General features: G+C 26.0%; 15 protein-coding genes and 2 pseudogenes. 8 read left to right on the top strand and 9 right to left on the bottom strand.

What is annotated here, in order from left to right; genetic code table 11:
- Window positions 1-43: 43 nt before the first annotated feature.
- Window positions 44-931, bottom strand: a complete 888-nt coding sequence (locus K645_RS00435; RefSeq protein ID WP_022564916.1) for an NAD kinase — start codon at window positions 929-931, stop codon at window positions 44-46.
- 115 nt (window positions 932-1,046) lie between these two features.
- Between K645_RS00435 and K645_RS00430 the strand changes: the two genes are divergently transcribed.
- The 3 genes and pseudogenes from K645_RS00430 (at window position 1,047) to K645_RS00420 (ending at window position 3,134) form a co-directional block, all read left to right on the top strand.
- Window positions 1,047-1,976 carry a mevalonate kinase gene (locus K645_RS00430; RefSeq protein WP_022564915.1) on the top strand — a complete coding sequence of 310 codons (930 nt, stop codon included), beginning with the start codon at window positions 1,047-1,049 and terminating at the stop codon, window positions 1,974-1,976.
- 12 nt (window positions 1,977-1,988) lie between these two features.
- Window positions 1,989-2,711, top strand: coding sequence for a pseudouridine synthase (locus K645_RS00425; RefSeq protein WP_022564914.1), 723 nt, complete (start codon window positions 1,989-1,991; stop codon window positions 2,709-2,711).
- A 1-nt stretch (window position 2,712) separates the two neighbouring features.
- A pseudogene (locus tag K645_RS00420) lies at window positions 2,713-3,134 on the top strand (type II 3-dehydroquinate dehydratase).
- On the opposite strand, the gene yihA reads toward K645_RS00420, so the two are convergent.
- Genes yihA through K645_RS00395 form a run of 5 tightly spaced genes read right to left on the bottom strand, consistent with a single transcriptional unit; the run spans window position 3,101 to window position 6,796 of the window.
- Complete coding sequence (gene yihA, locus K645_RS00415) at window positions 3,101-3,736, bottom strand: ribosome biogenesis GTP-binding protein YihA/YsxC (RefSeq protein WP_022564913.1); 636 nt, start codon at window positions 3,734-3,736, stop codon at window positions 3,101-3,103. The pseudogene K645_RS00420 and the gene yihA sit on opposite strands and share 34 nt — an antisense overlap.
- Window positions 3,711-4,505: an alpha/beta fold hydrolase gene (locus tag K645_RS00410; protein WP_022564912.1), complete on the bottom strand. Its 795-nt coding sequence runs from the start codon at window positions 4,503-4,505 to the stop codon at window positions 3,711-3,713. The genes yihA and K645_RS00410 overlap by 26 nt, the downstream gene beginning before the upstream one ends.
- 25 nt (window positions 4,506-4,530) lie before the next feature.
- On the bottom strand, window positions 4,531-5,271 hold the full coding sequence (locus K645_RS00405) for a ribonuclease III family protein (protein ID WP_022564911.1): 741 nt from the start codon (window positions 5,269-5,271) through the stop codon (window positions 4,531-4,533).
- The gene (gene fabF / locus K645_RS00400; RefSeq protein WP_022564910.1) at window positions 5,271-6,521 is read right to left on the bottom strand and encodes a beta-ketoacyl-ACP synthase II; all 1,251 of its coding nucleotides are present in this window, start codon (window positions 6,519-6,521) and stop codon (window positions 5,271-5,273) included. Before fabF ends, K645_RS00405 begins: the two co-directional genes overlap by 1 nt.
- A 20-nt stretch (window positions 6,522-6,541) precedes the next feature.
- Entirely contained in the window at window positions 6,542-6,796 is a 255-nt protein-coding gene (locus K645_RS00395; protein ID WP_022564909.1) for an acyl carrier protein, read from the bottom strand.
- 88 nt (window positions 6,797-6,884) lie between these two features.
- Between K645_RS00395 and K645_RS00390 the strand changes: the two are divergent.
- Window positions 6,885-8,461, top strand: a pseudogene (locus K645_RS00390) (phosphoenolpyruvate carboxykinase (ATP)).
- Here the strand turns inward: K645_RS00390 and K645_RS00385 are convergent.
- The gene (locus K645_RS00385) at window positions 8,453-9,061 is read right to left on the bottom strand and encodes a riboflavin synthase (RefSeq protein WP_022564906.1); all 609 of its coding nucleotides are present in this window, start codon (window positions 9,059-9,061) and stop codon (window positions 8,453-8,455) included. The pseudogene K645_RS00390 and the gene K645_RS00385 overlap by 9 nt on opposite strands.
- Window positions 9,062-9,105: 44 nt before the next feature.
- On the opposite strand from K645_RS00385, the gene pdxA reads away from it, so the two are divergent.
- Complete coding sequence (gene pdxA, locus K645_RS00380) at window positions 9,106-10,146, top strand: 4-hydroxythreonine-4-phosphate dehydrogenase PdxA (protein WP_022564905.1); 1,041 nt, start codon at window positions 9,106-9,108, stop codon at window positions 10,144-10,146.
- On the opposite strand, the gene K645_RS00375 is transcribed toward pdxA, so the two are convergent.
- Both K645_RS00375 and atpD read right to left on the bottom strand, forming a co-directional pair.
- Window positions 10,141-10,371 (bottom strand): F0F1 ATP synthase subunit epsilon, encoded by a 231-nt coding sequence (locus K645_RS00375; protein WP_022564904.1) that lies wholly within the window; start codon window positions 10,369-10,371, stop codon window positions 10,141-10,143. The two genes, pdxA and K645_RS00375, sit on opposite strands and share 6 nt — an antisense overlap.
- A 16-nt stretch (window positions 10,372-10,387) precedes the next feature.
- Entirely contained in the window at window positions 10,388-11,908 is a 1,521-nt protein-coding gene (atpD, locus tag K645_RS00370; protein ID WP_041936049.1) for a F0F1 ATP synthase subunit beta, read from the bottom strand.
- Between the two features lie 87 nt (window positions 11,909-11,995).
- Between atpD and K645_RS00365 the strand changes: the two genes are divergently transcribed.
- The 3 genes from K645_RS00365 to K645_RS03185 are packed head-to-tail and all read left to right on the top strand — an operon-like array spanning window position 11,996 to window position 13,732.
- Entirely contained in the window at window positions 11,996-12,748 is a 753-nt protein-coding gene (locus tag K645_RS00365) for a riboflavin kinase (RefSeq protein WP_022564902.1), read from the top strand.
- Window positions 12,745-12,930 (top strand): riboflavin kinase, encoded by a 186-nt coding sequence (locus K645_RS03220; RefSeq protein WP_369750526.1) that lies wholly within the window; start codon window positions 12,745-12,747, stop codon window positions 12,928-12,930. Before K645_RS00365 ends, K645_RS03220 begins: the two co-directional genes overlap by 4 nt.
- The gene (locus K645_RS03185; RefSeq protein ID WP_022564901.1) at window positions 12,911-13,732 is read left to right on the top strand and encodes a hypothetical protein; all 822 of its coding nucleotides are present in this window, start codon (window positions 12,911-12,913) and stop codon (window positions 13,730-13,732) included. Before K645_RS03220 ends, K645_RS03185 begins: the two co-directional genes overlap by 20 nt.
- Window positions 13,733-13,734: the final 2 nt, after the last annotated feature.

Here is a 13,734-nt window from a genome sequence, read left to right as displayed (position 1 = left end):
ATCTATTACAAATATATAAATAAAAAATCAAGATTTTTTACATTCAATTTCGTTGATCCATTCCCCATAAAAGTTTTTCTCTCAATGTTTTGTAATATGTATTTTTTCCTTCTTGAAGAAGATATATGTAAAAAGGAGCTTTTTGAATATATAATTCATTCTCCTGATTCAAAGAAGTTAATCTTGTATCCATAGATAAAGAATAATATTTTACACGACTATGTATTTTTAAATAAACCTTTTTATCATCCGATATGATTAATGGACGTGAAAATAAATTATGTGGAGATATAGGTGTTAAAACAAAATTTTTATTTTCAGGACTAATAATAGGACCTCCACAACTTAGAGAATATCCTGTCGATCCAGTAGGAGTAGAAATAATTAACCCATCAGCCCAATAAGAAGTCAGAAATTCATTATCTATATAGGCGTCTATAGTGATCATAGAAACCATTTCTTTTCTTGAAATAACGATTTCATTCAAGGCAAAATTAAAAAATTCATGATGATTTGTTATAGAAGTTTTTAAAGATAATAAACTTCTAGGCATTATATGAAGTTTCCTATTAAAAATTTTATCTATTTTTTTTATAAAAACATCTTTATTAAAAGTAGCTAAGAAACCTAAATTTCCTGTATTTACTCCAACGATAGGAATACCAGAATCTCTGATTAATGTAATGGCAGATAAAATGGTCCCATCACCTCCAAAAGTAAACATTAAACTGAAATCTTGAGTTGTTAATTCTTTATAATGAGAGAATACGGGAAAATCTAAATATTTGAATTCTTCAAAAGAAGACAAAATACGGAAAAATGATTTTTCAATATGGATTTCTATTGAACGATTAGATGCATAGCCTATGAAATGATTCAAATATGGTATATTTTTTTTGTGAAATTTTTGTCCATATACGGCTATTTTCATTTTAAAATTTTCTTACAATAAATTGAAAAATTTACGAAATTTTTGTCTTATTGTATTTGATCAAATTAAATAAAAAATTAAATTTGTGTTTTTTTAAAAAAATATAAGGCATAAAATGAAACAATCTTTGTTTCCTGCAAAAATATTATTGTTTGGAGAATATGGAGTTTTGAAAAATTCAAGTGGACTTTCTATCCCTCATAATATTTATAAAGGAACTTTAAGCTTTCCTTGTAAATTCAATAAATATAAAGATATTTTATGTTCCAATTATCAAATTAAAAAATTTTATGACTTTTTATCTATTTTAGAAAAAAAAAACGAATATACGAAATTAGATTTAAAAAAATTATATATAGATATACAAAATGGGATGTTTTTTCATTCAAATATTCCTCAGAGATATGGAGTCGGAAGCTCTGGAGCATTAGTAGCTGCTATTTATGATAAATACACAAAAAATAAATTAAAGGGGTCTTTTAAAGAAGAAATTATAATATTAAAAAATATATTTAGCCAAATGGAGTCTTTTTTTCATGGGAAAAGTTCTGGAATAGATCCTTTAATTTGTTATTTAAATCAACCTTTACTTATTAGATCTGAAACTGATATTTCTATCACAAGTATTCCAAAAAAAAATCAAGGAGAAGGTGCTATTTTTTTATTAAATTCTGGAATGCCGAGCAAAACTGATTTTATGATTCAATTCTTTTTGAAAAAATTAAAACATGATAATTTCAAAAAAATTTTTTTTGCAGAATTCATGAAATATAATGAAAAATGTATTGAAGCTTTTTTAAAAGAAGATTTTAAAATTTTGTTAAAAAATGTGAAACTGTTATCTGTTTGGGTTTTTAATCATTTTCGTCTCATGATTTCTAAAAATTTTTTAAAAATATGGGAAAATGGAATATTCAATAATATTTATTATTTAAAATTGTGTGGATCTGGAGGTGGAGGTTTTATTTTAGGTTTTACATCAAATTATGAATTATCCAAAAAAACATTGAAAAAATACGCAACGGAAGTCCTTTTTCGTTTTTAATTCCATTTTTTTATGCATCATAAGGAAAAAATTAAAATTAGATTAAATCATTACTTGGCCAATGCAGGAATTTCTTCTAGAAGAGGAGCAGATAAACTTATTCAATCTGGAGCAATAGAAGTAAATGGAAAACCTGTTTTAAAATTAGGAACTATTATCAGTCCAGATGATATTGTGAAATATAATGGTTCTAAAATTAAATATAAAAGTAAAATTTATATACTTCTCAATAAACCTAAAGGTTTTATTACTACTACACAAGATCAATTTAATAGAAAAACAGTAATGAATTTAATTCCTTCTCTATCTAAATATAGAGTTTTTCCTGTAGGAAGATTAGATCGTTCTACTACAGGAGTTTTACTTATAACAAATGACGGATATATCGCTGAAAAATTGACTCATCCTAAATATCATATAAAAAAAATATATCATGTGTCATTAAATAAAGAAATCAGAAATGAAGATTTAGATAGAATAAGACAAGGAAAAATTTATCTGAAAGAAGGAAAAGTCAAAGTTATTTTTGTGAATAAAAAAAATATCAGAAATCAAATAGAAATCGGATTATATATAGGATGGAATCGAGTCATTAAACGAATATTCAAAAAACTAAATTATCAAGTTGTTCGATTAGATCGTATTAATTTTGGAGGACTTTCCAAAAAAAATCTTAAAATAGGAAACTGGTGTTTTTTGAGTAAAAAAGAAATAGAAAACATTACAAAATATTAATATGAAAAAAATAACCATTATTAATGGTCCAAATTTAAATCTTTTAGGAAAAAGGGAGCCTGAATTATACGGAAATGAAAATTTTTTAGATTATCTTAAAAAATTAAAAAAAAACTACCTTCTAATATAGAAATTGCTTATTACCAAAGTAATAGTGAAGGAAAAATTATAGATATACTACATTCTGTAGGATTCAAATCTGATGGAATTATTTTAAACGCAGGTGCTTATACTCATACTTCTATAGGAATTTATGATGCCATTAAATCTATTTCTTCTACTGTCATAGAAGTACATATCTCTAATATTTATTCTAGAGAATCTTTTAGAAAAAAATCATTTATATCTTCTGTTTGCAATGGTACAATTTTTGGGTTTGGATTAAAATCTTATGAATTAGGAATAATGAGTTTTCTTTTATAAGTATAAGACTGATAAAAATCATTTAATTTTTTTATATGTTGAATTATATCATTGATTCCGTATTCATTTTTTACGGATACTTTAAACCATGTAGGAATGAAACAACCATTTTTTTTAATTTCTTTAATGTAGGAAGAAATATTTTCATCAATAAATCTATGATTTTTTAATTTATCCGTTTTTGTAAAAACAATACAAAAACGGATTTTCGTGTTGTTTAATTTTTGTATAAAATTTAAATCTATTTTTTGTATAAATAATCTACAATCTATTAATAGAAATAAAAAAACAATATTTTTTTGATAAAAAATATAATCTGTAATTAATTTTTGTGTTTTTTGTTTATCTGTTTTTACAGAAAAAAATCCATAACCTGGCAAATCTATTAAATACCATTTATGATTGATTAAAAAATAGTTGATACATTGTGTCCTTCCAGGATAAGAAGAAACTTTAGCTATTTTTTTTTTAGTAATGCAATTTATTAAACTAGACTTTCCAACATTAGAACGTCCTACAAAAGCATATTCTGGAAAATTATGAATCAATAATTGATTGATATTTTTTAAACTTCCTTTAAATTTTACAGAAAAAATTTTCATGATTAAAATTAAATTTAGAAAGCCATTTTTCTAATATTTCTATGAATATTTTAGGATGCTCCATCATTGGAACGTGTCCACACTTATCTATCCAGTGTAATTCTGAATGAGGTAATAATCTATGAAATTCTCTTGCGATTTCTGGAGGAGTAATATGATCCTGTCTACCCCAAATTAAACAAATAGGTTGTTGAATGACAGATAAATCTTTAGACATATTATACTTCATAGCACTTTTTGCAATATACAAAGTTTTAATTCCTTTTTTTTTATCATTTACAATATGAAAAACTTCATCTACTAATTCTTTAGTAGCCATGTTAGGATCATAAAATACTTCTTGTGATTTTCTCCTAATGTATTCATAGTTTTCTCTTTTAGGAAAAGCATCTCCAAAAGCTTTTTCGAATAAACCTGAACTTCCTGTTAAAACAATAGAATGAACTAAATCTAGTCTTTTTTTTGCTATGATTAAAGCAATATGTCCTCCAAGAGAATTTCCTATTAAAGTAGCTCTTTTAATTCCTATTTTCATTAAAAATTGGATTACATATTTAGATATACTAGAAATATTAGTCAAAAATAATGGCATCTTATAAAGAGGTAATGATGGAATAATAACTTGATAACCTTTTTTTGGAAAAAAATCTAAAAGAGCTTTAAAATTGCTTAACCCTCCCATTAATCCATGAAGTAAAATCAAAGGATGACCTTTCCCTTTTTTTATATGAGGATACTTTTTTGTTTGATTATCAATGAGATAAAGCATAATATCATACGATTTTCTTGTTTTTTTATTTTATGTGAGTATTTTTTGTATATTTATCTTGAATAATGAAATAAGCTTCTTTGGCTGCCATTTCTTCTGATTTTTTTTTCGAAGAACCTCTTCCTTTAGTTTGAATTCCATATTCTGATATTGTAAATTCAGATAAATAAATAATTTTGTTTTGATTTTTATTTTCTCTAAAAGTTTTAAAATTTATAAAAAATTTATTTTTTTGAGCCCATTCCATAATCCATACTTTATAGCTGTAAATTTCATTTTGCAATTTTTCAAAATTTACATGAGTATGTAATATTTTTTTATGTACAAAATTTTCACAGCTTTGATATCCTCTATCCAAATAAATAAATCCTATTAAAGCTTCAAGTGTGTTTCCTAGTATATTATTATCATATATCATAGATTTATCGAAAAAAATATCTGCAATAGTTAATTTTTTAGAAATTTCATTTAAATTTTTTCTACATACTATTTGAGATCGTATTTGAGTTAATTCTCCTTCTTTTTTTTCAGGAAATTTTTCACATAAAAAATGTGATATGATAGAATTTAATACAGCATCTCCCAAATCTTTGAAAATTAATAGAATAATTTTGATTAGAATTTCTTTTTTTGCAGAAAAACTATATAGAAACACTTCTTTTAAAAATTCCGTGTTTTTGGGACGAAACCCTAATATTTTTATTAATATTCTAACTACTAAATAATCATTATTTTTTTCAAAAAAATTACTATTTTTAGATAACATTATATTTTTTTAAATAAAATACAAACATTATGTCCTCCGAAACCAAAAGTATTACATACACTAATTTTTACCTTTTTTTTTATCGCTTTGTTTGGGGTTAAATTAATTTTTGGATCTATATTTTTATCTATATGGAACAAATTTATAGTGGGAGGAATAATTCCTGTTTTTAAAGGAAGAATTGAAGCAATAGCTTCTATTGCTCCAGCTGCTCCTAACAAATGGCCCGTCATAGATTTTGTGGAATTAATATTTATATTATGTATATTTTCATGAAATACTTCTTGAATTGCTTTTATCTCTGCAAGATCTCCTAATTTAGTAGATGTTCCATGAGAATTAATATGATCAACATCTTTGCATTCAATTCCTGCATCTTGAATCGCTGATTTCATAGCCAAAATAATTCCTTTTCCTTCTGGATGAGGAGCTGTAATATGGTAAGCATCTCCGGACATCCCTACTCCTACAATTTCAGCATATATATTCGCTCCTCTTTCTTGAGCATGTTGATATTCTTCAAGAATAATACATCCCGCTCCTTCTCCTAACACAAATCCATCTCTGTTTTCATCAAAAGGTCGTGATGCTGTTTTATAATCTTCGTTTCTGGTAGATAATGCATGCAAAGCATTAAAACCTCCTACTCCACTTTGTGTAATGGCGGCTTCAGATCCTCCAGTAACCATAATATCAGCCTTTCCTAAACATATTAGATGGTAAGCATCTACAATCGCATTAGAAGATGAAGCACAAGCAGACACTGTAGCATAATTTGGGCCATGAAGACCATAATTCATAGAGATAAAACCAGCCGTTATATCTATAAGCATTTTTGGAATAAAAAACGGACTAAATCTAGGAAATCTTCCTCCATGTATATAATCTGAAATCGACTCTTCTAAATTTAAAAGACCTCCAATTCCAGATGACCAAACCACTCCGATTCTTTCTCTTTTTTCTTTTGAAAAATTGATTTTACTGTTTTTTATCGCTTCCTCTGAGGCGATAATCCCATATTGTGCACAAGGGTCTAATTTCCGTCTTTCTTTTTTATTAAAAAAAATACTAGGATCATAATTCTTTAACTCACAAGCAAATTTTGTTTTATATTTCTTGGTATCAAAAGAAGTTATGGGGGCGCAACCATTTTTTCCTTTGACAAGAGAAATCCAATATTCATCAACAGTATTTCCTATAGGAGTAATAGAACCAATACCAGTAATTACTACTTTTTTTAATCCATCCATAGATATCTGTCTAATCCATATTATCCTTTATTTCCTCTCTCCATTAAAAGACTTTCTATAGCCTGCACAGCTTCACCTACTGTTGTTATTTTCTCAGCTTTTTCATCCGAAATACTAATATTAAATTCTTTTTCAAACTCCATAATAAGTTCTACTATATCTAAAGAGTCGGCTCCCAAATCATTTGTAAAACTAGCAGTGGGAGTAATATCGTTTTCTTCTACGTTTAATTTTTCTATAATAAGAGCATTGACTTTGGATGCAATATCAGACATAGATTCATAATTTTTTTTATGATACAAAATTAGTAAACTTTTGTAAATCATATATAAATTTGCTTTATGCATAAATAGTAGATGATATATGATCTCTTTTTCTCTAGAAAATTATGGAATTTTGAATTCTTCATACAATTGGCAATTGACGCCTTATGAATTACAAAAAATTATTATTCAAAAAAAAATGGGAATCGAAACAAAATCAGGTGTTTTAGCTATAAATACAGGTTTTTTTACTGGGAGATCCCCAGAAGATCGATTTATTGTAAAAGATAGTATTACAGAAAATAAAGTTTGGTGGGATGAAAAATTTAACCAATCTTTTGATTCAAATAAATTTGATAAATTACATCAAAAGATGGGACAATATTTATCAGGAAAAACGTTATATATACGAGATGGATATCTTTGTTCTGATAAACGTTATCAATTAAATGTTCGTTCTATTAGTGAATATCCATGGTCTGATCTATTTATTCATAATCTATTTTTTAGATTTTCAAAATGGGAAAGAATTTATCCAGATTGGTTATTGTTATGTGCACCTGGATTTCAGGCTAATCCCATAAAAGATGGAACACGAAATAAAAATTTTTCTATATTAAATTTTTCTAAAAAAATAATCCTGATTGGAGGATCAGGGTATACAGGAGAAATTAAAAAATCTATATTTTCTGTTTTAAATTTTATACTTCCCATGTATAAAAATGTTTTTCCTATGCATTGTTCCGCCAATGTAGGAAAACATAAAAAAGATACAGCTATCTTTTTTGGTTTATCTGGGACAGGAAAAACTACTATTTCTAATGATGTTAATAGAAATTTGATTGGAGATGACGAACATGGATGGACTTGTGATAACATTGTTTTCAATTTTGAAGGAGGATGTTATGCTAAAATATTGGGAATTTCTAAAAAAAATGAACCTATGATTTATCATGCGATAAAAAAAGGAGCCATGTTAGAAAATGTAATTTTTAAAAAAAAACTAAAGAAGTAGATTTTTTTAATGATACTATTACTCAAAATATGAGAATAAGCTATCCCATTTATTTTATAAATAATATTGAAAAAAAATTATTGTCTTCTAATATAAAAAATATTTTTTTTCTAACATATGATGCTTTTGGAGTGTTTCCACCTATAGCGAAACTTAATAAAGCACAATCATCTTATTATTTTTTATTAGGGTATACATCTAAAGTGGCTGGCACTGAATTTAATATTCAAAAACCAAAAGCTACTTTTTCTTCTTGTTTTGGAGGGCCATTTATGCCTTTACACCCCGTCCAATACACAAAAATGTTAATGAAAAAATTAGATGATACTGAAATCAATGTTTGGATGATTAACACTGGATTGATATCGGGAGGATCTGGTCCTCGCATTAAATTAGATGATACACGTAAAATTGTGCAAAATGCTTTGAATGGTTTATTATCAGAGGTTCCTTACGAAAAATATCCTATTTTTAACTTTCAAATCCCAAAATATTGTCCTGGGGTATCTTCTAACATATTAAATCCTAAAAATTCGTGGAAAAACAAAGAAATGTATCAAAATCAAATCCGTATTCTTGCCCAAAAGTTTATTCAACATTTTGACATATATAGACAATATACAGATAAAAATATTTCATCTGGAGAACCTGTTTTAGAATAAGTACCTTTTTTTTAATTCTTGTATAAATTTATTAATATATTTCCCTAATATATCAAATTCTATATTTACAATATCATCGATCTCCATTAAATGAAGATTGGTTTTTTTATAAGTATAAGGAAGAATAGAAACGCTAAATGTGTATTGATTACATGTTATTATAGTTAGACTGATTCCATTAATAGCAATAGAACCTTTTTCTACAACTAGATAATCCAATTTTTTTTCCGATTTAAAAAAAAATAACCAACTTCCATTTCTATTTTCAATATTAGTAATCGTAGCAATTGTATCTACATGCCCTTGAACTATATGGCCATTTAACCTTTCATGCAACATAATTCCTCTTTCTAAATTCACTTCATCTTTAATTTTTAAAAAATTTAAATTCGTACATAACAAAGTCTCTTCGGAAGCTAGGACTGAATAAGTATTTTTATGAACACTCATAATACTTAAACATATTCCATTATGACAAATACTTTGATTGATTTGAATGTCATTATTTGAAAATGGATTATTGAAAGTAATCCGAAGATTGTTTTTATCACGATTTAATTGGTGTATTTTTGCCGTGCATTCTATGATCCCAGTAAACATAATATAATTTTTATTATTTTATTAAATTAATCAAATATCATAATATGAATTATAGAAAAAAAAAAATTAAAGTGGGATTTACCACTGGTGATATTAACGGAATAGGAATAGAGATTTTTTTGAAAGTATGTTGCAAAAAAAACCTTTTAGATTTTTTTACTCCGATATTGTTTGGATCTACTAAATTATGTTTTTATTATAAAAAAATTTTGAATATAGAAATCAACAATATACGAGAAATAAAAAATTTTAAAGAAGTTATTGATTATAAAATTAATGTATTCAATATATGGAAAGAAGATATTAAATTTGAATCTATAAAAATCAATGATCCTGAATCAGGAAAATATTCCCTTTCATCTTTGAAAAGAGCTGTAAAAGCTTTAAAAGAAGGAAAAATAGATGTGCTTGTAACAGCTCCAGTTAATAAAAAACATATAAATTTTAAGAATTCTTCATTTTTTGGTCATACTGAATATCTACAAAATGTTTTAGAAGGAGAATCATTAATGTTAATGATTCATGATATTTTAAAAATTGCATTAGTCACTAATCATTTGCCATTAAAAAAGGTAATCCCCGAAATAAATATCAAAAAAATAATAAAATCAATTAAAATTTTACGTCAGTCTCTGACTATTGATTTTTGTATAGAAAAACCAAAAATTGCAGTTTTGGGATGCAATCCACATTCGAGTGATAATGGGTTAATAGGAAATGAAGAAAAAACAAAAATTCAACCAGCTATTGATAGTTTATTTCAAACCCAGGGATGGTTAGTTTTTGGTCCTTATTCTTCAGATAGTTTTTTTGGAAATCAAAGTTATCGTAATTTTGATGCTGTTTTAGCTATGTATCATGATCAGGCCCTAATTCCTTTTAAGACCTTAACTTTTAATCAAGGAGTCAATTTTACAGCTGGACTTTCTCATATACGAACATCTCCTGATCATGGGGTAGCCTATGATATAGCTAAAAAAGGAATTGCCAATGAGAATTCATTTGAAGAAGCTATTTTTAATGCTATAAAAATATTCAAAAACAGACAAGAATACATGAAACTTCGCTCATACAACCTATTATAAAATCACAACAACTATGTTATTTTTTACTTGTAAAAGTCCACCTTCTATTTTGATATCTTTCTTGTTTTTTTTTAATTCTAATTTTAAAAAACCACTTTTTAAGATAGAAATAAATGGAGCATGATTTTTTAATATTTGAAAATATCCCTGATAGCCAGGAGCTATAATAGAAATAATATCTCCTTGATACAAAATTTTATGAGAACTAATAATTTTTAATTTCATAAGTTAATTTTTTATATCATATTGATAACATTTTATTTCCACTTTCTATCACTTGTTCAATAGTTCCTTTTAAATTAAAAGCTGCTTCTGGAATGCCATCTAATTCCCCATTTATTATCATATTAAATCCTTTTATGGTATCTTCAATTTTTACAAATTCTCCTTCTATTCCCGTAAATTGTTTTGCCACATGAAACGGTTGAGATAAAAAACGTTGAACACGTCTAGCTCTAGAAACTATTAATCTATCTTCTTCACTTAATTCTTCTATCCCAAGAATAGCTATAATGTCTTGTAAAGAATTATATTTTTGCAAAATTTCTTTCACTCTTTGTGCACAATTATAATGACTTTCATTGATTATATCTGGAGATAATATACGTGAAGTAGAATCCAAAGGATCTACTGAAGGATAAATTCCTAAAGATGCTATTTTTCTGGAAAGAACAGTAGTTGCATCTAAATGAGAAAATGTAATAGCGGGAGCAGGATCCGTTAAATCATCCGCAGGAACATAAACTGCTTGTACGGAAGTGATAGATCCTGTTCTTGTAGAAGTAATTCTTTCCTGCATAGACCCCATTTCAGAAGATAAAGTCGGTTGATATCCGACTGATGAAGGAATTCTCCCTAATAATGCTGAAACCTCAGATCCAGCTTGAGTAAAACGAAATATATTATCTATAAAAAATAATACATCCTGTTCTTTTTTTTCCCCATTTTCTCCTTCTAAATATTGATCCCTATAATATTCAGCTAATGTCAATCCAGACAAAGCCACTCTTGCTCTAGCTCCAGGCGGTTCATTCATCTGACCAAAAACAAAAACAGCTTTAGACTCTTTCAACAATTCTTTGTCCACCTTAGAAACATCCCAATATCCTTTTTTCATAGATTCCATAAAAGACTTTCCATAATTTATAATTCCAGATTCCAACATTTCTCTCAATAAATCGTTTCCTTCTCTAGATCTTTCTCCTACTCCTGCAAAAACAGATCGTCCTCCATGTCCTTTGGCCACATTATTAATTAATTCCTGTATCAATACAGTTTTTCCTACTCCTGCTCCCCCAAATAATCCAATTTTTCCTCCTTTAGGATAAGGTTCTATTAAATCTATAACTTTAATTCCTGTATATAATATTTCTGTATCAGTAGATAAATCTACAAATGCAGGAGCCTCCCTGTGTATTGGTTTCGTTTGAGATCTATCAATATCTCCTAATCCATCTATACAATCTCCTAAAACATTAAAAACTCTTCCATTAATAGATTTTCCTATAGGGACACAAATAGGTTTATCTAATGCGTAAACTTCTTGACCTCTTTGTAATCCATCTGTTACTTCCATAGATATACAACGAACATTATTATCTCCGATATGTTGTTGAACTTCTAATACAATTTTATTTTTTATAGACGAATAGACTTCTAAAGCGTCATAAATTTTAGGAAGATAAGATCCTTCTTTAAAAGAAACATCAATTACGGGTCCTATAATTTGAGTAATTATTCCTTTAAATTTTTTTTTATGCATCATGTAATCCCTTTTTTTTAAACATTTATACAATTATATTTGTAAATTCTATTTGTTATAGTAAATGTAAGAGAAAAGATATAAATTTTGAAAATTTATTCATTAATTGATGAATTTTCTTCTTTGCATCCATGTGTATTTACACTTGGAATTTTTGATGGGGTTCATGTAGGTCATAAAAAAATTATCAGAAATTTAATTTTTAGATCTCAAAAAAAATATTGTTCCGTTCTGCTCACTTTTTATCCGCATCCCAAAAAAATATTGAGTTATGATAAAAAATTTTATTATTTAAATACTCTTTCCGAAAGAATATATCATTTAAAAAAAACAGGAATAGAACATTTAATTATTCATCCTTTTACTTTAGATTTTTCAAAACTAAAAACTCAAGATTTTTTAGAAAAAATCTTACATCCTAAATACAAAATTAAACAAATCATTACTGGATACGATTCTCATATCGGTAAAAACAGAGATAATTTTTACGAAGAATTAAAAAAACTATCTCATAGAATCAAAGTTTATCAGATAAGTCCTTACAAATTGAGAAAAAAAATAGTGAGTTCTACTAACATACGTAAATCTCTTTTATCAGGAAATTTGCAATGGGCGAACCAAGCTTTAGGGTATTTTTATACATTATCTGGGAATGTAATAAAAGGAAAAGGAATAGGAAAAATGATTAATTTTCCCACTGCAAATCTACAAATAGATTCAGAAAAATTAATTCCTAAAAAAGGAGTTTATGCTGTAAAAATTAATTATTTAAACAACATATATCTAGGAATGTTAAATATAGGAATTAATCCTACTATAGAAAAAGAAAATAAAAAATAAAAATAGAAGTACATATATTCGATTTTTTTGAAAAAATATATGGAAAAAAAATAGATATTTTAATGATTCGTATTATACGTGAAGAAAAGAAATTCAATTCCATTCAGGAGTTAAAAGAACAAATATGCATGGACAAAATAAATATACAAAAATTTTTTTCTTGTGAAAAAAAGAATCGATAAAATCATTAAGTATATATTAAAAAATTTTAATCATAAGATTATTTTTTTATCAAAATCTTCCACTGTTATAGAATATATTCAAAATAAATACGGTTCAAAATTTTGTTCAAAAACTAAATTTTTAACAATAAAAAAATTATTGGAAAATATTTCTGGATTAAATATTTTAGATGATTATTCAACACTGCTTTACTTTTTTTCTCTTTTAAAAAGAGATGATTTTATAAAAAAAAAATTTCATGATTTTTTTAATTGGGGGCCGAAAGTATTAAATGATTTTCAGAATATAGATTTGAATCAAATTAATGTTGAACATTTTTTTTCTTCTATTATTTCTACAGAAAAGATCAATAAATGGAATCTTGATCTTTTGGAAAAAAAATTTTTATTTTGGGAAAAAATTCATGAATATTATTATATTTTACAATCACAACTATTTAGAAAAGGAATTGCTTATTATGGAATGCTTTTTAAAGAAGCAATTAATCGTTTAGATTTATTTTTGTATGATATAAAAGATACAAAAATTATACTGTTTCTTGTTGATGAGACTGCATTTAATGAATGTGAAAAAATCTTTACTAAAAAAATGATTCAGAAAGGACTAGTTTATAATTTATGTGAAAAAAATATTTTAAAATCAAAATATTTTAAACAAAATTTGAATTCAAAAACTCGTTTACAGTATGATAATTTAAAAATTATTGGTGTTTCAAGAGAAATAGAACAAATAAAAACAGTAGAGAATATTATATACAAATTGATAAAAAAAAAGAGAAAAAACCTAATAAAATACTTATAATA

The organism is Blattabacterium sp. (Nauphoeta cinerea) (genome assembly GCF_000471965.1).
Taxonomy (GTDB): domain Bacteria; phylum Bacteroidota; class Bacteroidia; order Flavobacteriales; family Blattabacteriaceae; genus Blattabacterium.
Note: the sequence above shows the minus strand (reverse complement) of the source record. Positions and strands in the feature narration are given on the sequence as shown.